Source organism: Roseibium sp. MMSF_3247 (assembly GCF_030733765.1).
In the GTDB taxonomy this organism is placed as follows: Bacteria; Pseudomonadota; Alphaproteobacteria; order Rhizobiales; family Stappiaceae; genus Roseibium.
Genome location: NZ_JASHII010000004.1, coordinates 272,133 through 292,341 on the forward strand (window position 1 = coordinate 272,133; position 20,209 = coordinate 292,341).

Consider the following 20,209-nt stretch of genomic DNA (forward strand, 5'->3'; position numbering starts at 1 on the left):
GGACCAAAATCACTTAGGCGTTGAAAGTGAACCGCACGCTTTCGACCAGCCATGCGATCACCGGGACTCGGAGACGGATCTGCAGGTTTCGCAGATCGCGGTCGACGCGGGCAAGGTGCTGTGGCGGTATGGCTTGATACCGCCCATCAGCGCGGCCAAGGCCTGGTACGCGGGTCGACAGCCTGTTCACCGCTTTCCCCTCGGCCCAACGGTCAATTGTTGCATTCATCGGGAGAAAACCGGCTTCATCGGTCCATGCTTCGATGAAGGTGATTTGCCCGTAATCATTGAAGGTGAACTCCTGATAAATATCGACATAGGAATCGATCCACTCATAGTGGAAAGTGACCCGGCACCGGCTGAAAGGTTGGACCTCAAAACTGCGGCAGTCCCGGTTCAGGACGCGCGTCGGATAGAGCACAAGCAACCGGTCCATCGTCATCCAGTGGTCCTTGTGACCGGTCAGGTACAGCCAGGGAGGCCACTCCCACCGGATCACATGGGTGGAATAGATGGGCTTTGAGGCGCGGGACGCATAGCTGTCTAGTGTGTCGAAGTATTTGTTGCCTTGTTCTGCATAGTATGCGGCCGGAAACTTCGGGCTGAGACTTCTGGAAAACGCGGCATCCGGCGGGCCCAGTGTGGCCAGCGCAGACGATACCAGCATGAAGATGTACGTGAAGAGCGCGTCGCAGCGCACTTGGTCCGCGCGCGGGCCACTGCTGCTGTTGTGCATCTCCTGTTCCTTACACGATGGTATTCCACAAAAGGTGCAACAGCACCCGAAGTTCACCGAAAGATTGTAAAGATATGTAGGTTGAGCGTGTAACGTCAATAATCGCGCGTTTTGCGGGAGGCGCGCGCTTTGAGTGCGGGCAGCCGTATCTGTGGTGTTTACCCGTACAAATGACAGATGTGCACGTGAGTGTTAGTGTTCGATTACTGGTTGTATTCCGGAGGGGGACTTCAGTGGCGCATTTCCGGTATCTTGTTGAAAATGTCGATGAGGCCGTCTCCTTCTATCGGGATCAACTCGGATTTGACCTGAAACAGCAATTTGGGCCGGCGATGGCGATTCTCAAGCGCGATGATCTTGAGCTCTGGCTGGCGGGGCCAATGGCGTCTGCGTCAAAGCCGATGGCAGATGGAACTGTCCCGCAATCTGGAGGGTGGAACCGCTGCGTCCTTATTGTGGCTGATCTGGAAACGCTTGTGACCGAGCTCGGGCAGAAAGAATTCCCGTTTCTCAACGACATCGTCATCGGGCCCGGCGGAAAACAGATCCTGTGCCGGGATCCATCCGGAAACGTTGTTGAGCTCTTTGAACCGGCATAAAGAAAGGGCCCCACCAAAAAGGGGCGGGGCCGCGCAAGGTTGGAGCATTCGGTTACTGGGCGAAATAAGCGTCGATGATGCTTTGATACTCGCCGCTGTCGATCATGCCTTGCAGGACGGTGTCGAGTTCATCCCGCATACCGGCCAGATTGTTGGCTTTTGAAAAAGCAATGTAAGACGGAACAGAAGACAGCTCCGGCTGGAGCTCTGCGACTTTCTCCAGACCGCCCAGGTTTTTCAGGTGATGCATGGCGCCGTACTTGTTCATGATGACGGCATCGATCCGGCCACCCATGAGCTTTTTGATGTTGTTGGAGCTTTCCGGGGCGTAGTCGAGAGACGTCAAAACACCTGATTTGATAGCGTCATCAACCGTGCCGCCGTAGCTCAACCCGTCGACGAGGCCGATCGAGACATCACTTAAACTGTCCATGCTGCCATCAAATGCAACGCTCTTGTCCTTGTTGACCCAAACGGAGACGACCTGCGGCATCAGAACGGTTTTGGAATAGTCGAGGAAGGTTTCCCGTTCGGCGGTCTTATAGGCGGTGAATATGGCATCGGCATCGCCGGTTTCGACCATCTTCAGAGACCGTTTCCAGGGCAAGACCTCAATGCTGATGTCCGCGTTCATTTTGGCAAATGCCTCGCGCAGGATGCGCACGACGATGCCGTCGGCATCAGATCCGGCCGCATACTGGTAGGGCGGGTACTCAAGGGTCACAAGTCTGACGGTTTCTGCTTTGACCGCTGTTGCGCAGAACGCCAGTCCCATTGCAATCAGAGTAATGTGTGCGAGTCGCTTCATGTGTGCCTCCATCCTTGGCTTTGACGCCCAACCTGCGGGACAGAAATTGGACGTCTCGAACCGCCACCCGGGCGGAAATGTCAAAACTGTGTTTTTGCCGATTTTTCAGCAAAGTAGTCGTCGATGATCCGCGCATAGTCGCCAGAGGCGATCATGGTCTCCAAGACGTGATCGAACTGGTCTCTCAGCACCGTGTGATTTCGAAGTTTCGAGAAGGCCACATAGGAGGGAACCGAAGAGATTTCGGGCGTCAGTTCTTTGACCCGTTCAAAGCCGTCTTGAAGGTGCAAATGGTGCAGGGCGCCGTAGCGGTTCATGATGACCACGGATGTGCGGCCTGCCAGAAGTTTCTTGATGTTCTGCGCGCTGTCCGGCGCATACTCCAGGTGTTTCAAAGCACCGCTCTTGAGCGCCCGGTCGGCTTTTTCGCCGTAGCTCACTCCAAGAACAAGGCCGATTGAAAGATCCGCAAGGCTTTCCATGGTGCCGTCATAGGCAACTTCGGTTTCGCGAAGCGCCCATAAGGAGACTGTTTGTGGGATAAGGACCTTCTTGGAATAGTCGAGGTACTTCAGCCGTTCAGGCGTCTCATATACGGTGAATATGCCGTCGACTTGGCCTTTTTTGGCCATGAGTTGAGCGCGCTTCCATGGAAGGACCGTAATTTCTATGTCCCGCCCCAGCTGTTCAAAAGCGTGGTGCAACAAGCGGACGACGATGCCGTCTACCTTGTCGCCATCCTGATACTCGTAAGGCGGATATTGAAGCGTTACGAGTTGCAAAGGCGCCGCGGCGGCGGACAGGATTAGGGCCAGCAAGAACGCTGCAGAAAGAACAAACTTCCGGAACACATATCCTGTCGCCATACTATCGATCCGCAGTCCTCGTGATGAGTTGGACAAGCAGTTTCGATAGATTTTGAATTAAATTTGGTTTACGACGCAGTTCGCAGCGCTTTTGAATCACATCACTATTTATGAAAGCTTGAGCTGGTCGCTTAGCACTCCAAGAAAGTCATGTATTTCAGAATGATACGCGGAAATGACTAGATGAAGGTGTTCGCCTTGTCTCTTACGCCCTTTGTAGTCAAAGCTCAGCACTTTTGAGGGGCGGCCTTTTCAAAAGGAACGTCCGTTTCCTTAAGCGATGCTTCGACGATCCCCATTGGCTGAAAGGGTGGTTCTGTCTGCATTCCAAGATTTGCCATGTGAATCGTGTAACAGCCTGAGAAAATGACAGTTGAGCCGTCGGTCTTGGTGGTGTTGAGTGCGACCGGAAGGCCCCAATAGATCTGACCGGCACCCGGATCAGGCTCGGTCGGGCCGAACGTCACTTCAACACTTTTGGTGTCCGCATAACCTTCCGACCAGGACTTGAAATCCTTGGGCGCCATGTCCGTTTGAAAATAGCTGTAAGCTTGAACATAAAGCTGGTTGCTGATCGCATAATAATAGCTTTCAACCAGTTTTTGAGGTGTCGACCGGTCATCCAGATATGTCCAGTCTTCGCCATGCGCCGCACTTGCAAGCATGCTGGCGGTTAAAGCTGCGATAAGGCCGTATCGTGTCATGTGCATGCCTCCAGATGAGGTTTGACCAAGCGTTGGGTCACCAGGTGCCTGCCGGGTTTCGATAAACGTTTTATATAAATACCAGAAAATCAGTCCGATAATCTTTTGTTGGCCCACGCCCGGTCTTGCCACCGTCATGGAGCTCTTCTAAGGCAGAGTGCATCTGCCCTCGCGTTTTGCTGAGCCAAAAGCCAAGAAGACGGAATTCCCCAATGCGCCCCCTCGGCCTTGTCCTCATTGCACTTGCGGTCCTGATACCGGTTTATTGGTTTGCGCCGATCGCCTCCGAGCGGGACCCAATTGCCTTGTTCAGCCAATATCTTGGCTCCGCCGCTCTCATCCTGATGGGCATCAATCAATTTGTTGCCACGAGGGCCCCGGGTTTGGAGATCGTTTTTGGTCCGCTTGACCGGATATACGTGCTGCACAAGTGGCTGGGTGTCATAGCGCTTGTCGCCATGGGGCTGCATGACATCATTGATGCGGAGATGAGCGGGTTGCGCGGCGGGACGTTCTCCGGAATTGCCGAAGATATCGGTGAGATCAGCCTTTATGGCTTGATGATCCTGATCCTGGCCTCTGTCATCACCTTCATTCCCTATCACCTTTGGAAATGGAGCCACCGCATCATCGGGGCGTTCTTCTTTCTCGGAGCCTTTCACTTCTTCTTCATTGCAAAGCCCTTTTCCAACTTCGATCCGCTTGGGCTCTATGTTTCGGCATTCTGTATTTTAGGAATACTTTCCTATGTACGGATATCTATCCTTCGCCCGATGGCACCGCGCGGTCACAGATATGAAGTGGATCTTGTCCGTCGGGTCGGCGGGTTGACTGAGCTGGTCTTGGTGCCCAAGGGGCGCGGGATGCGGCACAAGCCGGGGCAATTTGCGTTTCTGTCGATCGATGGTGGCGGACTGGGGGAGGAGCACCCATTTACGCTCAGTGGCGCGCCGGCAGACGACAAGGTCCTGCGGTTTTCCATCAAGGATCTTGGCGATTACACCGACCGGCTGCAAAGAACGGTTCAGCCGGGCATGGGCGCAACCGTGTCGGGTCCATTTGGGCATTTTTCGATGCCCCGTAGTCGGGATCCTCAGGTGTGGATTGGGGCAGGTGTTGGTATCACCCCGTTTCTGGCCTTTGCGGAAAGTCTCAAGGGCCGGGAGACCGGTCCGGTAAAGCTCTATTATTGCGTCCGGGAGCGGGACGACATTCCTTATGTGGTCGAACTTGAACGGCTGGCAGAAGAGGTGGACACGCTGGAACTGATCATCGTCAACTCCGCAGAGGGCATCCGGCTGACTTCGGATCGCATCGTGTCCGACCTTGGCGGCGATGTTGAGAATGCGCACGTCTTCTTTTGCGGGCCTGTGCCTATGCGCAAGGCGCTCAGATCCGGTCTGGTACTCAAGGGGCTCAAGGCGTCCAGGTTCCACTTTGAGGAATTTGAGATGCGCACCGGAATTGGCCTCCAGGCGCTTGCTGTGTGGCTTTGGGCTCGCGGTATCTATGAAGTGGAAAAACGGGTTTCCAGAAATACCGAACCTGCTGAATAAGACGATCTATCCCGCGAACACACTTGCATCAGAACTGCTTTGACGTTTACGTAAGTCAAAGAGATAGAACGATTGCAAGTTGAATGGATTGGGAGAGTCGATGCAGCCGATCATGAACGCTGATGAAATCATGGGGATGCTGGATGAGGTTTTTCCTCAAATCCATGCCGATGGCCGCGTCTATGCAATCGAGAGTGTCGGGCCCGGCGAAGCCGTGCTACGCCTGTCAGCCAACGAGCGGCATTTGCGTCCCGGTGGCACGGTGTCCGGTCCGACCATGATGGCGATGGCTGACTTTGCGGCCTATGTCGTCATTCTGGCGCATATCGGGCCGCAGGCGTTGGCGGTCACCACCAATCTCAACATCAATTTCCTGAGAAAGCCGGAGCCAGGCGATCTGCTGGCAACTTGCCGTCTTTTGAAGCTCGGAAAACGTTTGGCCGTGGTCGACTGCGCGATTGCCGGGGAGGGACAAGACGATATGGTTGCCCATGCAACGGCCACCTATTCAATCCCACCGCGGTAATCGACAAAAATACTCCTGATAGTGTCAGGCGCTTTTCTGAGCGGCTTCATCCTTGAAAAGCCCTTCCATATTTTCTGAGTATTCAACGACCTGGTTGCGCCCGCCGCGTTTGGCCGCGTAGACCGCCAAGTCCGCGCGGTGCAGGGCGAGATCTTCCGTGTCTCCATCGCGCGAGAGATAAGCCCCAACGCTCAAGCTGGGTGTGTAGCTGTTGCCTTCGTGGGTGCAGGGCGTCTTGGCGCCTTCCATGACGCGCTGCCAGAGCCCCCGGAAGTCCTCTTTCGTGATGTTCCGGCACAGAATCACGAACTCATCCCCGCCATAGCGGCCAACGACATCGTCTTTGAGGCGGATACTGGATTTCAGCACATCCGCGATATGTTTCAAAAGGATATCACCACAGGCGTGGCCGTACTTATCGTTGACCTGCTTAAAATAGTCCACGTCAACAAAAAGAATGCCGGTTCCGGCCGCCCTGTCGGGATCGATGAACAGTGCCTTCAAATGCTGCGTGGTCGAGTTGCGATTGAAAACCCCGGTCAGCTGATCATACCGCGTCAACTCAAGCATGCGCTTGTCGTTTTGCATAAGTTGTTGGGTCCGGCGCACGAATGCGCCGATCGGAAACAGAAGAACGAGCACGGTTCCGGCGACGAGGTATATGCTGACTTCCTGAAAGGTTTCTTCCAAAGCTTCTTCAAAGGCGCTGGCATCAACATAAAGCTCGATCGTGCCAACCTTTTCGCCGGAAGAGGTGATCGCCGGCACATACGCCTCGATATAGGTCTCGGGAACCCGAGGATCGCCATCCGTCCGCTCGTCATTGTCATCGTGATGAACTTCGATGACAGGTTGTCCCGTTTCGAAGGCGAGAACAGCGTTCTCGTTGGGTGCGTCACCGTAATTGCTGTTCCGGTCCAGGCTCCCGTTCGACAGGAAGGTCTGTCTGCCTTCTTCGTCAAAGAGCTGAAAGCGGATGATGTTCACCAGTGCAAAGGAGTCTTCCAGACGGTTGATATCGTTCATATCGCCTTTGCCTGTCTGGATCAGTTCAATTGCAGACGGCGTGGTTTCCAGGAAATTGTGGGACCAATTGAGCGCCCGTTCCTCAGCATTGCGCTTGATGGCTTCCTGGACCTGCCAGTCTATAAGTGTGTCCAGTGCAATCCACACGATGCCGATCAGGGCCAGCGTTCCCGTTGCTGCGGCAAGAAGCGTATAGCGGTGTTGTTCATACAAACGTGTGACGTTCATCAGGGTTTCCCAGTCATATCCGATGGAGATCGTAGCCATCGACCGCTTAAGGGCGCGTAAAATAGCGGAAAATTGAATGCTGCCAATTCCAGCGCTTTGGTCTCACCGACGCTGCAGGATGACGATAAGCCATCAAAAGACGCAAAAAAGATGCGGTAATGTAATACCGTTTTTTCAAATATTTGATTTTATTATGTTATTTTAAGCGTTGCGCGAATAAAGGTTCTTGACGCCCAATTTGGACAGGCGTATAAGCTCGATCCGAACGAATTGAAGGTCCGTTCGCTGTGCTTCTTGAAAGCCGCGCGGGCCTTTTCTTTAACCTGAACTCATGGATCGAACTCATGAAGACCTTCTCTGCCAAGCCGGCCGAGGTCGAGAAAAAGTGGATCTTGATCGACGCAGAAGGCATGGTTGTTGGCCGTTTGGCTGCCTACATCGCCAACCATCTGCGCGGCAAGCACCTGCCGACCTACACGCCGCACGTCGACACCGGTGACAATGTCATCGTCATCAACGCCGACAAAGTGGTTCTGACCGGCCGCAAGTACGACAGCAAGAAGTACTACTGGCACACCGGCCACCCGGGCGGCATCAAAGAGCGTACAGCACGCGGCATTCTCGAAGGCCGTTTTCCGGAACGCGTTCTGGAAAAAGCTGTTCAGCGCATGATGCCGGGCGGTCCGCTGTCCAACAAGCAGCTGTCCAACCTGAAGGTCTACGCTGGTCCGAACCATCCGCATGAAGCTCAGTCGCCGGAACTGGTCGACGTGAAGAGCCTCAACGCAAAAAATGACGGCAAGAGGGCTTAACAATGGCTGAGCTGCAATCCCTGGAAGAACTGGGCGGCGCGGTCGACACCGCAGCCCCTGAAGCTCCGGTCCATGTCCAGAAGCTGGACGCACAGGGCCGTGCATACGCAACCGGCAAGCGTAAAGACGCGATTGCCCGCGTTTGGGTCAAGCCGGGCACCGGCAAGATCATCGTCAACAAGAAGGACTTCACCGAGTATTTCGCTCGTCCGGTTCTTCAGATGATCCTGAAACAGCCGCTGATGATCACCGAGCGTGATGGTCAGTTCGACATCGTTGCCACCGTTACCGGTGGTGGTCTGTCCGGTCAGGCGGGTGCTGTGCGCCACGGCCTGTCCAAGGCTCTGACCCACTACGAGCCGGAACTGCGTTCGATCTTGAAGAAGAACGGCTTCATCACACGCGACAGCCGTGTTGTTGAACGTAAGAAATTCGGCCGCGCGAAAGCTCGCCGGTCCTTCCAGTTCTCCAAGCGTTAATCGCTGGACTTACTGGTTCGAAACTTCAAAGCCCGCCGGATCGCTCCGGCGGGCTTTTTGTATGACAAGACTGCAAAGCCGATTGAGCGGCCCGTCAGTTTTCCCGAACCGCGGCGATTTTTCCATTGCGAAACTCAACGAAGTTCCCATCTACCTGACTGTCCATCAATTCGGCTGATGGACTGCAGAAATGGCCTACGAGCATGACATAGACCGCGCCCACGTGTTGAACCTGCGTTGGTTCCACGTCGCGGCCCGAATGCCAAAAATGTAACAACATTGGTTTATGGTTTTCTGCTTGGATGATGAGATTTCTTAAGGGCTTGATGGAGTGGATTTCTAATCCGCTGAAGTTCCGGCAAAAAGACAATGCGCGTGACATCCAGGCATTTGTTGCGACGGACCTGTGTCCCTCAAGAGCAGCACTTCTGGATGAAGACTTTGTCCCACATGAAAGACGCTGCCGATGATTTCGGGAGCGGGCCGTAAACGCCGCCGGTTGTTTCGCTGGTCATGGCGGCTGGCAAATTCCCGGTCAGGCAATATTGGTGTCGCGGTTGTCAGTTTCGCCGAAGCGACAGTGGTTCCTGTCCCGCTTGAGGCCGTTCTGGCTCCGCTCATGCTGCTCAATCCCAAGCGCGGTTGGACTTTGGCCGCGATGGCAACGATCGGGTGTCTTGCAGCCGCGGCTGTCGGCTACGTGGTTGGCTGGCTGTTTTTTGAAAGTGTCGGCCTGCTCCTGATTGACACCTTCGGCTGGCAGGCTGGGCTTGCGACAACGCAAGAATGGATGAAAGCTTACGGTTTCTTTGCCGTATTTGTCATTGGCGTCGTGCCAATACCATTCCAAACTGCCATGCTCTTGGCTGGAGCCACGGGAATGGCGTTCCCGTTGTTTATGTTGGCGGCAGCCTTGTCGCGCGGCGCGCGCTACTTCGGCTTGGCATTCGTAATGATCAAAACTTCCAGTCTGCGAAAGCGTCGCCGGGGTGTTAAGCTCGTGTGATCGGTCGGCGTACCTTCTTAAGCCTCAAAGGTCCTGGCCAAGCGCTGAACCTGTGCTCGGAAACATTTGTGGGCCGGGTCATTTTGTCGGCGGGAGGCACAGGAGATCGAGGTCAAAGGCGGGGGGCCGGAAGGCCGATGGATCGCACGCCACATTGCCATCGTGGAGTTTGGCGATACCGCTCGGCATGATGCTCAGTGCGTCCGAGCTGGATAAAAGTGCTGGAGGTATCCCGGGTCTCAGATCAATTGCCTGAGCGCAAGCCGCTGAACATTCTGGCATTTTCCAGAGCGATCACGCTTTGATCGGCAAAGGTATGGGCAAGTTCTGTTGCCTCGCGGCTGAACGGTCGGACTTGTTGCCGGTAAATTGTGAAGGCTCCGACCAACCGGTCGCCGGACAGCATCGGGATAGCGACAAAGGATCGGGCACCACCCAGCTTGGCTGTTGCATGCCGGAGCGGATCATCGGTGTGGTAAACTTTCTCGGCCCGAACGTCGAAGATGTTTATGACTTCGTGGGTGTTTTCCATCCGGCCCAATCCAGTTTGTGCACCGGGAGCAAATGCGCCTTGTTCGACAAACCAATCGCGAAATGCCGACGGTATGCCACGATAGAAACTGGCGGAAAATTGATTGTTGCCGTGGTGTTCGAAGAGAACCCCGAATTCGGCTTCGCACAACTCCAGAGCAAAGCCGAGGATCGCGGCCATTACGGCGTCGATATCCCCGTGTGATCGGCTGATGATTTTTAAAACCTCAGCCATCGTGCGCTCTCGGCGCAAGGCTTCTTCCAGACTGAGGGCCAATTCCGATATGACGGCCGCATGGTCCGTCTGGTCTTCGTTGCTGGGTTGATCCCCGTTCAGCCGGGCTAGCAGTGCAAGTTTTGAGGAAACTTCCAGCTTGCGGTAGACGGTTGCAAGGTGCGTGCGGACTGTAGACGGTGCGAGACAAAGCCGGTCGGCGATCTTTTGATAAGTGTCACCGTCCGCATAGCTGCTCGCGATTTCAAACTCACGTGGGCTGAGAATATCGGACGCCGGCTTCATAGAGTTTTTCATATTTCTCGTGCCATTTCCCGATTAACACAGCCAGTGCCCCGGCATTTGCGTCAGACTAATACTGCATCTCTTCGCATAAAATACTGCATTCGCATGATACTTGGAAATTGCGCCGCTTGATAACCTTTCGTCATGGTGTGGCAAGGAGAAGCGTCATGACGGTCAAGCAAGAGCAGCAGTTCATTGTTGCATCCGATTGGAGGTGAGCGATGCGCTGGCGGATGCTATCACTCCTCTTCTTTGCCCGGGTCGGGCTCGGCTTGCAATTTCAGACCATGGCGTCGAGTGGAGACGCTTTCGCAATGAGTTTCGGATTGGTCTATGCCGAAGTTGGCTTGCTGATCGGTTTGTTTATGGCGCCAGGCCTGTTTCTCGCCCTTCCGGCAGGTTTCTCTGGCCGTTACGCTTCTGATCGGTTGCTGGCGGGTGGCGGCCTTGCCGCACTTGCCCTTGGCGGCGTCATGTGCGGGTTGGCGAACGATCCCACTCTGGTTGCCCTTGGCCGGCTTATGGCAGGGGCAGGATTCCTGTTCGCAAATTTGTACTTTACCAAGATGGTTGCCGATTGGTTCGATGGACGCGAAATCGCAACTGCGATGAGTATCCTCGTCATGAGTTGGCCATTTGGCATCGCGATGGGGCAAGCGGGTTATGCCTGGCTCATAGAAGTTCATGGATGGCGGGTGCCATTTTTGTCCGCCGCCTTCTATTGCGCGCTCGCGGCTGTCGCTGTCCTGATGTTTTACCGCCCACCTGAAACACACAGCGGCCCTGCATCAAAAGGGGCATTCCAGTTATCGCGAACGGAATGGGCACTCATCGTTTGTGCGGGCGTCGCATGGGCCGTCTTTAACGCAGGCTATGTTGTCTATCTCAGCTTTGGCCCAAAGATGCTTGAGGTGCATGGCTTGTCGAGTATCGCTGCCGCGGGCGTAATCAGCGTTGGGAGCTGGTTGATGATCGTATCAGGGGCCATATGCGGTCAAATCGTGGATCGGTTCGGCCGCAGGGACCTTGTTCTGATCATCTGCATGACAGGCGCCATCGCGGCACTTGTGCTCTTGCACGTTCCCTCTGCCGGACTTTTCGCGAGTTTGCTCTTCGGCCTGATCGGTATGGCGCCGGCCGGGATCATCATGGCACTTTCCGGCCAGGCTGTTGCCCCGGAACGCAGAGCATTCGGAATGGGGATCTTTTTCACCATCTACTACGCCATCATGACCGCGGCCCCGCCGGTTTCTGGCGCAATTTTCGATAGTGTTGGCACCCCGGGTGCGGCGCTGATCTTTGGAATGTGTTTGTTTGCTGCAGTTGTTCCTGCTGCCCTAGCATTCCGCTTGGTTCAGAGACAGGGTGCGGAACGACTGGTCAAAGGAGAAACGTAATGCACATCCGGAAAACCGTTTTAATCCGTGAGTTGACTGAAACCGATGAAACCGGAGTTGTGTCTACGCCACAGATCCGATGCGCGGCGATGGCCGTGATTCAAAACCCTTTTGCTGGTCTGGAGCAAGACGATCTTTCTGCGCTTTTTGAGAGCGGAGCGATGTTGGGCGAAAAGCTTGCAGCTGACGTTGTGAAAAGCCTTGGCGGTCCAGCAGTGTCCTATGGCAAGGCAGCAATTGTCGGTCTTGACGGCATCGCCGAACATGGAGCGGCATTGTTGCACCCAAGGTTTGGCAAACCGGTGCGGAGCCAAATCGGTGGCGGTCAGGCCCTGATGCCATCAAATGTCAAAGTGGGTGCAATGGGTGTTGCAGTGGATCTGCCGCTTGGCCACAAGGATGAGGCTTGGTCGTTCGACCACATTGACACAATGACTGTTAGCCTTGCCGACGCACCAAGAGCTGATGAAATCGTTGTATGCCTCGGTATGGCCGATGGACCCCGTGTTAGAGCGCGGGTCGGGAGCGGGCCGACAAAGTAGCCTTTGTATACTGGCTGGACACTCCAGATCAGAGAGGTCTGCCGAGCGAGAACTTATCTCCGTCCATCACAGTCTTACAAAGGTTTGTTCAAAGACCTTGCGCCAAACGACGGACCTGTCCGCGGAACCATTTGTGGGCGGGGTCGTTTTGGCGGCGCGGATGCCACATCAGATCGACATCAAAGACGGGGGACGGGAAGGGCGATGGACTGCAAGCCACATTGCTTTCGTACAGTTTGGCGAGACGGCTCGGCATCATGCAAAGCGCATCGGAGCTGGATACAAGTGCTGGAGCCAGCAGAAAACTCGGCAACGAGATCGCAACGCGGCGCTTGTGACCGGTCTCTTTGAGGACACGGTCTGTGGCTCCAATGAAGCCACCGCCTTCCGGTGACACCAGGATATGCGGGAAAGCGCAAAATCCTTCAAGTGTCATTTGCTGTCCCACAAGAGGATGCGTCTTGGACATGATCACCTGAAAATCTTCTGTGAGCGCTGATTGTCTTTTTGCCTCCGGCAAAGACATGCCCGTTGCAAGCGCAAGGTCTGCCGTTTCGACTTCGAGCGATGACCAGAGCGTTTTCGGATCGAAGGCCAAAAATGCCGCCCGCGCACCCGGGGCTTCCGCCGCCAGCATCTTTTGAACGGGCGCGGCCAAAACGGCATGGACATAGTCGGTCCCGATCAGACGAAACGTTGTTTCGCTCAATGCCGGGTCGAAAACCGTGTGATCGCGCACCAAGGCGTTTAGGCCCTGAAGATGGGCGTGCAGGTCATTCTGCAAAGCACGTGCGCGCGTGGTCGCCACCAGGCGCCGGCCGGACGGCACGAGAAGTGGATCGTTGAAGAGGTCGCGGAGCCGCTTGAGCTGCGCCGACATCGCAGGTTGCGTGATACCGATCTGTTTCGCGGCCAGTGAGACATTCTCATGGTCCAGCAGGGCATGAAGGGCGAGGAGAAGCCCAAGCTCAGTCTGTTTTATATCCACTCGGATTATACCTAAGATCCAATTTTACGATTTTATTTATGACAGTCTTCACACCATGTTCAAGCCATCAAACAACAGGAGATGGTTATGAACATCGGATTTATTGGTGCCGGCGGGATGGCAAAGGCCTTGGCGGGCAAGTGGGCCGCCAAACACGAGGTGATGCTGTCCGGCCGGGATCTGCACAAGACTGAAGCCGCAGCTAGCTCCCTTGGTGTTCGCGCTGGAAGCGCTCAGGAAGCGGCCCATTTTGGAGACGTGATTATTTTGGCAACACGTTGGGAAGATGTGTTTTCTGCCATAGAAAACGCCGGTGGACCGGCCGCTTTTGAGGGCAAGACGGTTATTGATATCAACAACCCGGTCAGCATCGAGACCTTCTTGACGACCCGTGAGGATGGCCGGTCTTTAACCCAGGCGATCGCGGACGCATTGCCGGGAGCTAATGTCGCCAAGGCCTACAACATGGCGCAAGTCGCCGTTTGGGAAGACCCGAACATGATCTATGACGGCCGTCAGCTGGTCACGCTCTATACGTCCGATGAGGAGATTGATGAGATCGTTGCCGGGCTGATTGCCGATGTTGGCTCCGAACCGCTGCGGCTCGGCAGCAACGCGCATGCCTACCAGCTGGAAGCTGCGGCCGCCATTGTTATCAAATTCCTTTTTGCGGGCCGGGATCCGCACACGGTCTTCAATTTCATTCAGCCCGAAGTCAAAGCCATTCGGTAAACCGGCAAAAGGAAAGCGCGTAATGTCCATTTTTGAAGGAAAAAGAGTAGCGGTAGTCGGTGGCGGTTCGGGGATCGGTCGGGCTGTTGCCGAGAGCGCGCTGACGCAGGGCGCTGACGTCATCATTTCCAGCCGGGATGCTGCGAAACTCGAAAGCGTTGCGGAGAGCCGAACGGGTATGACCGTGCTGCCGTTGGATATGACGGATGCGACATCCAGAGCCGCATGGGCGGATAGGCTTGGTCCGATTGATCATCTTGTGATTTCCGCGTCGAGTGCGGCCCACGGAGCGTTCTCCGATTTGCAAGAGGACCCACTCCGGGCCATGTTCGATGCAAAATTCTTCGGCCCCTATCTGACGGCTAAGGCAGCGCTGCCACATCTTCGCGATGGCGGGTCGATCACGTTGTTCAGTGGTGTCCTGTCCCGGAGGCCCGGAATGAACTGCTCCGGTCTGGGCGCGGTCAACGGCGCTGTGGAGAGCCTCACCTATGGACTGGCTTTAGAACTCGGTTCCCGATTGCGGGTCAATTGCGTGTCTCCGGGCATGATCCGCTCTGATGCCTATGCGGCTGTGCCGGAGGCTGCAAGAGAGGAAATGTATGCAGCAACGGGCGAGTCCCTGCCGCTGGGCCGGGTCGGGACAGTCGACGAAGCTGCGGAAGCTGCATTGTTCTTGATGGCAAACACCTTCACGACCGGCCATGTTCTGGATGTCGACGGCGGCCACATGATCCGGCAATACGCCACGCGATAAAACCGGTCCCGACAATTGAGCACCAATGATTGCCGGGCGATTGCCGGTGACATGCCTAAAGACTGGTGCTCTAATGTTCTGAGCCGTTTGCCAGCCATTCGAACACATCGGCCCAAAGGGGCGCGCACTCTGGTTTGAGGGCGCCTTCATGCCCGATCCGCTTGACGTTGAGGTCTTTCGGGGAGGTCAAGGTCAGGGACTTGGGCGCATTTGGGTATGCGTCCAGAAGGACTTCATGGGCCTTGGGTGTTGCAATCGGGTCGTCTGTAAACAGCCAACTGCGGATCGGCGAACGAACCTGATCATAGTGCTGCGGTGCCAGCGCGGTCTCAAAGTCCTTTTGAAAGTAGGTCGGCCTGTGGCTCCACCTGCGCCATGTCTTGAAGACCTCCGGCGGCAGGGCTTCTCCGCGCCATCCGCCGATCGGTTTTAACTGACCATGGCGCAGCAAGGAATAACTGCCCAAACCCCACCAGAAATAGGCCTCCATCGGGCGGTAATGGGCCGCGTGGTGGCCGATGTATCCCGTGCTGACGGCCAGAAAAGCATTGCGCGCGATCTTGTCGTGGTTCGGCATCAGGCCAAGAAAGTGTCCACCCACACTGTGCGCCAAATGCGTGATTGGCAGGTCCGGGGCTTGCGCTTCCAGAACATCAATTGCGGCCGGCATATCAAGACGGCCCCAGTCCGGCAAATCGATTGCGGACTGGGCGATCGAGGCTGTCCTGGACCCGCCGATCCCCCGGTAATCATAGGTCAGAACGACAGCGCCCTGTTCGGCCATGTAAGCTGCCATATGCCTATAGAACCGCCGCGGAAATCCGGTTCCTGACGAGACCACAATAGCGACCTTCGGCAAAGGGCCAACATAAAGGTCTCCGGTCAGCTGCCAGCCGTCTTCTGCCTGAAAGGTTAGGGATTGGGGTTGGACGGTGCTCATGGTTCAGCTCCTTCAGGACGGGGATTGGCCTTTGTCCGTGTCCGGCCCATCGGATTGACCTGTACCTGGCCCGTTGATGATGGTGTCGGCGTTGGTGGCAAGATGGTTAAGGAACCGGCCGATGACGTCCTGCTCATCTTCCGAGAACGGAGCAAGCAGTGCGGCGTTGTAATGGCGCGTGTGGAGGCCTGCTTCTTGCGCTGCCGTCCGGCCGGTCTCCTCCAGATAGACCCTTGTCACACGTCCATCGACCGGGCAGGGACTGCGCCTGACCAGGTGTTTCTCGCACATCCGGTCGATCAGCCCGGTGAGACTGGACTTCCCCATGGAAAGACGGTTTGCGATTTCGGAAACCGGCTGGCCGTCCTTTTCGTTGAGCAGAAAGAGGACGGCGATCTGTGTGATCGTAAGCCCCGTGTTTTGCCGGGCTCGGTGATCTGCCGCGCGGAAAACGGCCGAGTAAGCGACTTGCAGTAGATAGAAAACGCGAAGTTTCTTGGACATCTATTTGGTTCGTATGTGGACTAATTTAGTTTATATACGAACTAATATCTCGTCTGGCAAGGTTCTTTTTGACGTAAACGGAATGATGATTTTGACGGCAATCGCACTTGGAAATTGGAGCAAGCGCTGCTGGCCGCGCGCTTCGAAAAGAGGGAATCTCTTCAGCTAAGTATCAGAGCGACGATTTTAGTTGTTCTGTGTTTCTGATCATGAAATTCAGCTCCGCCTATCCGCTGCAAATTATTGCGAATGAACAAAGAATTCGCTTGCTGTTGATCGCAAATAATGGACATGATGTTGGGCAGTAGGCGCCTTGGGGCAAGACTATCATTTTACTCGAACAGCAGTGAACCGCCGCATCAAACTTGTGGTGGCGAGCAGCTCTGTGTGTGTCCGGCACGGATTGATCGGCCCAGATGGGTTGTAGTCCCGGCAGCGCTTTGCAACAGTAGGGTGGTCATGGATGGAATGACGGACAAACCAGAACCGGACACGCCGAAGCGCAAGGAACGCCCGCTCACAATCATTGGATGGATGGAGCGAGTCAGCTTGCCTGATTTGGATCTTTTCGGCGTAAAAGCGAAGATTGATACGGGCGCGCGGACGTCTGCACTGCATGTCAGTGAAATCGAACACTTTGAACAGGATGGGGAACCCTGGGTCCGTTTCCTGACGTTGGACGCGGATGGACAGGGCGACCACTACGCCACCGCAAAAATTCATTCTGACCGGTGGATCAAGAACACAAGCGGTATCCCCGAAGAGCGGATCATCATCCGGACCCGGGCGCGATTTGGAACGCGAACCTGGACCATAGATGTTTCTTTATCCGATCGCACAAACATGACGTTCCCGATGATCGTCGGGCGCTCTGCTTTGAAAAATCATGCCATCGCCGTCCATACCCGCCGCGCTTATTTGATCAGCGAGAAATGACGAATTCAGCTGAAAGGACGTATTATGAAAATTGCAATGCTGGCCCGGAACGCCAAACTCTATTCGCACCAACGTCTGAAAGAGGCCGCGGAAACGCGCGGACATGAGCTGGAAATCATCGACACCTTACGGTGTTACATGAACATCGCGTCGCGGCGGCCGGAAGTTTATTACAACGGTGAGAAGTTGACTGGATTTGATGCCGTTATTCCGCGGATTGGAGCATCTGTAACCTTTTATGGCATGGCGGTCCTGCGGCAGTTTGAAATGATGGGCGTCTACCCGCTTAATGAAAGCGTCGCGATCGGACGCTCGCGTGACAAGCTGCGCTCCATGCAGTTGATGGCCCGTGATGGCATTGGGCTTCCAGTGACGACTTTTGCCCATGATCCGAAACAGACAGAAGAAGTCTTGAGGCTTGCAGGCGGGGCTCCGATCGTTATCAAGCTTTTGGAAGGTACGCAGGGGATCGGTGTGGTTCTAGCGGATTCCGACCGGTCGGCGAAATCCGTTGTCGAGGCGTTTCGCGGTGCCGGCGTGAACATCATGCTGCAGGAATTCATCAAGGAAGCCGGTGGCACCGATATCCGGGCAATTGTGATTGGCGGCAAGGTGGTCGCTGCCATGAAGCGGACGGGGGCGGAAGGCGATTTCCGCTCCAACTTGCACCGCGGCGGATCTGCGCAGGTGGTCAAGTTGTCCAGTGAGGAGCGGGCAACGGCCGTTCGCGCGGCCAAAAGCCTTGGGCTGAACGTGTGCGGCGTCGATATGCTGCGGTCCAACCATGGGCCGGTGATCATGGAGGTCAATTCGTCTCCGGGCTTGGAAGGCGTTGAAAAAGCAACCGGGCTAGATATCGCTGGCAAGATCATCGAGTACATGGAAAAGCACGCGAAATCTGGCGCGACCAGAACGAAGGGCAGCGGTTGATGGCACTGCGCGCGGTTTTCGAGATCGGGCAATACAAGGTTCCGGCAGGAACCCGGCAAACAGTCGATGTTCCCGTTAGCGTGCTCTCAGATCACACACCGGTCACGATGTCCGTGCACGTGGTCCACGGCAAACGCAGCGGACCAACGATCTTTGTCAGCGGTGGTGTGCACGGCGATGAAGTCATCGGCGTTGAGATCATCCGGCGTTTGTTGAAGGCGCCAGGCCTTGCCGCAATGCGCGGCACTTTGCTGGCGATCCCGATCGTGAACGCCTTCGGTTTTATCAACCACTCCAGATACCTGCCGGACAGGCGCGACCTGAACCGCATGTTTCCAGGTTCTGCAAGCGGGCCTTTGGCGTCGCGTCTGGCGCACCAGTTCATGAACGAGATCGTGCTGAGATCGGATCTCGGCATTGACCTGCACTCTGCTGCGATCCACCGGATCAACTATCCTCAGGTGCGGGTCTCTCCGGACAATGAGCGGACCATGGAGCTCGCCAAAATTTTCGGCTCTCCGATTATTATGCGTTCGCCCATCCGCGACGGATCGCTGCGCCAAGCCGCTGCAGATGCCGGCAAGGACGTCCTTCTGTTCGAAGCGGGCGAGGGACTGCGCTTTGATGAGTTGTCCGTTCGCGCCGGTGTCGCCGGTGTGTTGCGCATCATGCGGCATTTCAAAATGCTGACCGCCAAGGGGATCTCCAAACCAAAGTCGGGCCCCTGGGTGTGCAGGTCCAGTAAGTGGCTGCGGGCGCCGATGGGTGGATTGTTGCGGATCTTTAAAGCCGACGGAGAACTGGTGCGTGAGGGCACCGTTTTGGGCGCGGTATCCGATCCGTTCGGCGAGCGGGAACAAGATATCATTGCGCCGTTTGACGGGGTGATTGTTGGCCGCGCTGTCATGCCGGTCGTCAACGAGGGCGATGCCGTGTTTCACCTTGGGCGTGTAATGTCCGTTCCTCGGGCGGAGGGCACTTTGGAAAACCTCAGCAACCAGCTCGAGGACGATCCGATGTTCGATGAAGACGAGATCATCTGATCGAGACGAACAGTCGTCGCCTCAATGAACGCAAAGCGCGAGCCTAAGCCGCATGAGGGTCTGACTTCTTCAAAAATTCCACGACCGTCCCGAGCGGAGAATTTGGATCCAGTTGATGCAGCGTTTTGATGATGAGTTTCTTCGGCAGGGCGACTGTTGCCGGAAACGGAGCAACCAGATTTCCAGTCTTTAGTTCCTGCCGCACCAGCAAGTCGTGTCCGATCAAGACGCCTGCGCCATTCTTGCACTCCTGCAGTGCCAGCGCATAAAGAGAAAACTCCGGGCCTGATTTTAGGAGCCGTTTGCCCTCCGAGATGTGCGAGAGCCAAGTCTCCCAGTCCGATTTCCAGGCGGTATCATATAGAAACGTCGTACTCGCAAGATCATCCAGGGTGCGGAGTTTTTGCGCAGTCTCAGGCGAGCACACTGGATATATCGTGTCCGATCCAATCAAGATTTCATTGCTGCAGTCATCTGATGCGCTGCTAAAAAAGATCGCAAGATCAAAGGGTTCGCGCGCAAGATTTGGCGGCTCTTCCATGGCCGTCAGGGAGAGGGAGAGGTCCGGTATTGTAGCCCTCAGACACGGCAGGAGCGGCGAGATCCATAGTTGCGAGATGCTCGGTGTGGCCGCGATCCGGATGTCCAGCGGGTTGGCGGTTGCCCTGAGGGTTTGCACCGAAGACGCCATCGTGTCGAAGGCCGCTATGAAGCCGGGCAAGACGGTCGCGCCCAAAGGTGTCAACTGAACACCTTTGGCGTTGCGCTTGAACAGCTTTTTGCCTGTCCAGGTTTCGAGGCTTTTGATCTGCTGTGCGACCGCAGCCGGCGTAACACATAGCTCGTCGGCGGCAGCTGAAAAACTGTTGAGGCGCGCCGCTGCTTCGAAGGCTTTCAAAGCGTTGAGCGGCGGCATCTTGGGTCGCGGAGGGGCAACGGCCATAACAGATCCAATGAGGCATAGAATTACTAGGGCAAATAATTAGCAAATCTCGTTTGCAGGTTCCACCCGCATTTGCTTTCGTTCCAATCAACAGCGCGGG

Annotated in this window: 23 protein-coding genes; 13 read left to right on the forward strand and 10 right to left on the reverse strand. The window is 55.6% G+C overall.

Features of this window, described 5'->3' with window-relative positions:
* Positions 1 to 13: 13 nt before the first annotated feature.
* Complete coding sequence (locus RBB44_RS15180) at positions 14 to 736, reverse strand: hypothetical protein (RefSeq protein WP_306148545.1); 723 nt, start codon at positions 734 to 736, stop codon at positions 14 to 16.
* Between the two features lie 233 nt (positions 737 to 969).
* On the opposite strand from RBB44_RS15180, the gene RBB44_RS15185 reads away from it, so the two are divergent.
* A complete protein-coding gene (locus tag RBB44_RS15185) occupies positions 970 to 1,335 on the forward strand; it encodes a VOC family protein (RefSeq protein ID WP_306148546.1) in 366 nt (121 codons plus the stop codon).
* A gap of 52 nt (positions 1,336 to 1,387) precedes the next feature.
* Here RBB44_RS15185 and RBB44_RS15190 read toward each other — a convergent pair whose 3' ends face one another.
* The 3 genes from RBB44_RS15190 to RBB44_RS15200 form a co-directional block, all read right to left on the reverse strand.
* The gene (locus RBB44_RS15190) at positions 1,388 to 2,143 is read right to left on the reverse strand and encodes an ABC transporter substrate-binding protein (RefSeq protein ID WP_306148547.1); all 756 of its coding nucleotides are present in this window, start codon (positions 2,141 to 2,143) and stop codon (positions 1,388 to 1,390) included.
* A gap of 80 nt (positions 2,144 to 2,223) precedes the next feature.
* On the reverse strand, positions 2,224 to 3,009 hold the full coding sequence (locus RBB44_RS15195) for an ABC transporter substrate-binding protein (RefSeq protein WP_306148548.1): 786 nt from the start codon (positions 3,007 to 3,009) through the stop codon (positions 2,224 to 2,226).
* A 227-nt stretch (positions 3,010 to 3,236) separates the two neighbouring features.
* Positions 3,237 to 3,713 (reverse strand): hypothetical protein, encoded by a 477-nt coding sequence (locus tag RBB44_RS15200; RefSeq protein ID WP_306148549.1) that lies wholly within the window; start codon positions 3,711 to 3,713, stop codon positions 3,237 to 3,239.
* 212 nt (positions 3,714 to 3,925) lie between these two features.
* Between RBB44_RS15200 and RBB44_RS15205 the strand changes: the two genes are divergently transcribed.
* Both RBB44_RS15205 and RBB44_RS15210 read left to right on the forward strand, forming a co-directional pair.
* Positions 3,926 to 5,269: a ferredoxin reductase family protein gene (locus RBB44_RS15205; RefSeq protein WP_306148550.1), complete on the forward strand. Its 1,344-nt coding sequence runs from the start codon at positions 3,926 to 3,928 to the stop codon at positions 5,267 to 5,269.
* A 100-nt stretch (positions 5,270 to 5,369) separates the two neighbouring features.
* The gene (locus RBB44_RS15210) at positions 5,370 to 5,795 is read left to right on the forward strand and encodes a PaaI family thioesterase (RefSeq protein WP_133947078.1); all 426 of its coding nucleotides are present in this window, start codon (positions 5,370 to 5,372) and stop codon (positions 5,793 to 5,795) included.
* A 24-nt stretch (positions 5,796 to 5,819) separates the two neighbouring features.
* On the opposite strand, the gene RBB44_RS15215 is transcribed toward RBB44_RS15210, so the two are convergent.
* Entirely contained in the window at positions 5,820 to 7,088 is a 1,269-nt protein-coding gene (locus tag RBB44_RS15215) for a GGDEF domain-containing protein (protein WP_306148551.1), read from the reverse strand.
* A 305-nt stretch (positions 7,089 to 7,393) separates the two neighbouring features.
* On the opposite strand from RBB44_RS15215, the gene rplM reads away from it, so the two are divergent.
* The 3 genes from rplM (at position 7,394) to RBB44_RS15230 (ending at position 9,346) form a co-directional block, all read left to right on the forward strand.
* Positions 7,394 to 7,861, forward strand: a complete 468-nt coding sequence (gene rplM, locus RBB44_RS15220) for a 50S ribosomal protein L13 (RefSeq protein WP_306148552.1) — start codon at positions 7,394 to 7,396, stop codon at positions 7,859 to 7,861.
* Positions 7,862 to 7,863: 2 nt separating this feature from the next.
* Positions 7,864 to 8,340 carry a 30S ribosomal protein S9 gene (rpsI, locus tag RBB44_RS15225; protein ID WP_306148553.1) on the forward strand — a complete coding sequence of 159 codons (477 nt, stop codon included), beginning with the start codon at positions 7,864 to 7,866 and terminating at the stop codon, positions 8,338 to 8,340.
* Between the two features lie 466 nt (positions 8,341 to 8,806).
* A complete protein-coding gene (locus RBB44_RS15230) occupies positions 8,807 to 9,346 on the forward strand; it encodes a YqaA family protein (protein ID WP_306148554.1) in 540 nt (179 codons plus the stop codon).
* Between the two features lie 244 nt (positions 9,347 to 9,590).
* On the opposite strand, the gene RBB44_RS15235 is transcribed toward RBB44_RS15230, so the two are convergent.
* Positions 9,591 to 10,397: a LuxR C-terminal-related transcriptional regulator gene (locus tag RBB44_RS15235; protein ID WP_306148555.1), complete on the reverse strand. Its 807-nt coding sequence runs from the start codon at positions 10,395 to 10,397 to the stop codon at positions 9,591 to 9,593.
* A 221-nt stretch (positions 10,398 to 10,618) separates the two neighbouring features.
* Between RBB44_RS15235 and RBB44_RS15240 the strand changes: the two genes are divergently transcribed.
* Positions 10,619 to 11,794 carry an MFS transporter gene (locus RBB44_RS15240; RefSeq protein WP_306148556.1) on the forward strand — a complete coding sequence of 392 codons (1,176 nt, stop codon included), beginning with the start codon at positions 10,619 to 10,621 and terminating at the stop codon, positions 11,792 to 11,794.
* On the forward strand, positions 11,794 to 12,336 hold the full coding sequence (locus tag RBB44_RS15245) for an amino acid synthesis family protein (RefSeq protein WP_306148557.1): 543 nt from the start codon (positions 11,794 to 11,796) through the stop codon (positions 12,334 to 12,336). The genes RBB44_RS15240 and RBB44_RS15245 overlap by 1 nt, the downstream gene beginning before the upstream one ends.
* An 88-nt stretch (positions 12,337 to 12,424) precedes the next feature.
* Here the strand turns inward: RBB44_RS15245 and RBB44_RS15250 are convergent, their stop codons facing one another.
* Positions 12,425 to 13,324 (reverse strand): LysR family transcriptional regulator, encoded by a 900-nt coding sequence (locus RBB44_RS15250; protein ID WP_306148558.1) that lies wholly within the window; start codon positions 13,322 to 13,324, stop codon positions 12,425 to 12,427.
* 87 nt (positions 13,325 to 13,411) lie between these two features.
* Between RBB44_RS15250 and RBB44_RS15255 the strand changes: the two genes are divergently transcribed.
* Both RBB44_RS15255 and RBB44_RS15260 read left to right on the forward strand, forming a co-directional pair.
* Positions 13,412 to 14,056 (forward strand): NADPH-dependent F420 reductase, encoded by a 645-nt coding sequence (locus RBB44_RS15255; RefSeq protein WP_306148559.1) that lies wholly within the window; start codon positions 13,412 to 13,414, stop codon positions 14,054 to 14,056.
* A gap of 22 nt (positions 14,057 to 14,078) precedes the next feature.
* Complete coding sequence (locus tag RBB44_RS15260; RefSeq protein ID WP_306148560.1) at positions 14,079 to 14,813, forward strand: SDR family oxidoreductase; 735 nt, start codon at positions 14,079 to 14,081, stop codon at positions 14,811 to 14,813.
* 70 nt (positions 14,814 to 14,883) lie between these two features.
* Here the strand turns inward: RBB44_RS15260 and RBB44_RS15265 are convergent, their stop codons facing one another.
* Both RBB44_RS15265 and RBB44_RS15270 read right to left on the reverse strand, forming a co-directional pair.
* Positions 14,884 to 15,753 (reverse strand): serine aminopeptidase domain-containing protein, encoded by an 870-nt coding sequence (locus RBB44_RS15265; RefSeq protein ID WP_306148561.1) that lies wholly within the window; start codon positions 15,751 to 15,753, stop codon positions 14,884 to 14,886.
* A 12-nt stretch (positions 15,754 to 15,765) separates the two neighbouring features.
* Positions 15,766 to 16,257, reverse strand: a complete 492-nt coding sequence (locus RBB44_RS15270; protein WP_306148562.1) for a MarR family winged helix-turn-helix transcriptional regulator — start codon at positions 16,255 to 16,257, stop codon at positions 15,766 to 15,768.
* Positions 16,258 to 16,725: 468 nt separating this feature from the next.
* Between RBB44_RS15270 and RBB44_RS15275 the strand changes: the two genes are divergently transcribed.
* Genes RBB44_RS15275 through RBB44_RS15285 form a run of 3 tightly spaced genes read left to right on the forward strand, consistent with a single transcriptional unit; the run spans position 16,726 to position 19,166 of the window.
* Complete coding sequence (locus RBB44_RS15275; protein WP_306148563.1) at positions 16,726 to 17,193, forward strand: RimK/LysX family protein; 468 nt, start codon at positions 16,726 to 16,728, stop codon at positions 17,191 to 17,193.
* A 24-nt stretch (positions 17,194 to 17,217) separates the two neighbouring features.
* Positions 17,218 to 18,123 carry a 30S ribosomal protein S6--L-glutamate ligase gene (rimK, locus tag RBB44_RS15280; RefSeq protein WP_008193904.1) on the forward strand — a complete coding sequence of 302 codons (906 nt, stop codon included), beginning with the start codon at positions 17,218 to 17,220 and terminating at the stop codon, positions 18,121 to 18,123.
* Positions 18,123 to 19,166 (forward strand): succinylglutamate desuccinylase/aspartoacylase family protein, encoded by a 1,044-nt coding sequence (locus RBB44_RS15285; protein WP_306148564.1) that lies wholly within the window; start codon positions 18,123 to 18,125, stop codon positions 19,164 to 19,166. The genes rimK and RBB44_RS15285 overlap by 1 nt, the downstream gene beginning before the upstream one ends.
* Before the next feature lie 43 nt (positions 19,167 to 19,209).
* Here the strand turns inward: RBB44_RS15285 and RBB44_RS15290 are convergent, their stop codons facing one another.
* Complete coding sequence (locus RBB44_RS15290; protein ID WP_306148565.1) at positions 19,210 to 20,109, reverse strand: LysR substrate-binding domain-containing protein; 900 nt, start codon at positions 20,107 to 20,109, stop codon at positions 19,210 to 19,212.
* Positions 20,110 to 20,209: the final 100 nt, after the last annotated feature.

Coding starts and splice junctions, on each gene's coding strand:
- rimK (WP_008193904.1), top strand. CDS start 17,218: ATGAAAATTGCAATGCTGGCCCGGAACGCCAAACTCTATTCGCACCAA.
- RBB44_RS15240 (WP_306148556.1), top strand. CDS start 10,619: ATGCGCTGGCGGATGCTATCACTCCTCTTCTTTGCCCGGGTCGGGCTC.
- RBB44_RS15235 (WP_306148555.1), bottom strand. CDS start 10,397: ATGAAGCCGGCGTCCGATATTCTCAGCCCACGTGAGTTTGAAATCGCG.
- RBB44_RS15190 (WP_306148547.1), bottom strand. CDS start 2,143: ATGAAGCGACTCGCACACATTACTCTGATTGCAATGGGACTGGCGTTC.
- RBB44_RS15200 (WP_306148549.1), bottom strand. CDS start 3,713: ATGACACGATACGGCCTTATCGCAGCTTTAACCGCCAGCATGCTTGCA.
- RBB44_RS15215 (WP_306148551.1), bottom strand. CDS start 7,088: ATGGCTACGATCTCCATCGGATATGACTGGGAAACCCTGATGAACGTC.
- rpsI (WP_306148553.1), top strand. CDS start 7,864: ATGGCTGAGCTGCAATCCCTGGAAGAACTGGGCGGCGCGGTCGACACC.
- RBB44_RS15205 (WP_306148550.1), top strand. CDS start 3,926: ATGCGCCCCCTCGGCCTTGTCCTCATTGCACTTGCGGTCCTGATACCG.
- RBB44_RS15245 (WP_306148557.1), top strand. CDS start 11,794: ATGCACATCCGGAAAACCGTTTTAATCCGTGAGTTGACTGAAACCGAT.
- RBB44_RS15255 (WP_306148559.1), top strand. CDS start 13,412: ATGAACATCGGATTTATTGGTGCCGGCGGGATGGCAAAGGCCTTGGCG.
- RBB44_RS15180 (WP_306148545.1), bottom strand. CDS start 736: ATGCACAACAGCAGCAGTGGCCCGCGCGCGGACCAAGTGCGCTGCGAC.
- RBB44_RS15270 (WP_306148562.1), bottom strand. CDS start 16,257: ATGTCCAAGAAACTTCGCGTTTTCTATCTACTGCAAGTCGCTTACTCG.
- RBB44_RS15290 (WP_306148565.1), bottom strand. CDS start 20,109: ATGGCCGTTGCCCCTCCGCGACCCAAGATGCCGCCGCTCAACGCTTTG.
- RBB44_RS15195 (WP_306148548.1), bottom strand. CDS start 3,009: ATGGCGACAGGATATGTGTTCCGGAAGTTTGTTCTTTCTGCAGCGTTC.
- rplM (WP_306148552.1), top strand. CDS start 7,394: ATGAAGACCTTCTCTGCCAAGCCGGCCGAGGTCGAGAAAAAGTGGATC.
- RBB44_RS15210 (WP_133947078.1), top strand. CDS start 5,370: ATGCAGCCGATCATGAACGCTGATGAAATCATGGGGATGCTGGATGAG.
- RBB44_RS15230 (WP_306148554.1), top strand. CDS start 8,807: ATGATTTCGGGAGCGGGCCGTAAACGCCGCCGGTTGTTTCGCTGGTCA.
- RBB44_RS15285 (WP_306148564.1), top strand. CDS start 18,123: ATGGCACTGCGCGCGGTTTTCGAGATCGGGCAATACAAGGTTCCGGCA.
- RBB44_RS15265 (WP_306148561.1), bottom strand. CDS start 15,753: ATGAGCACCGTCCAACCCCAATCCCTAACCTTTCAGGCAGAAGACGGC.
- RBB44_RS15260 (WP_306148560.1), top strand. CDS start 14,079: ATGTCCATTTTTGAAGGAAAAAGAGTAGCGGTAGTCGGTGGCGGTTCG.
- RBB44_RS15275 (WP_306148563.1), top strand. CDS start 16,726: ATGACGGACAAACCAGAACCGGACACGCCGAAGCGCAAGGAACGCCCG.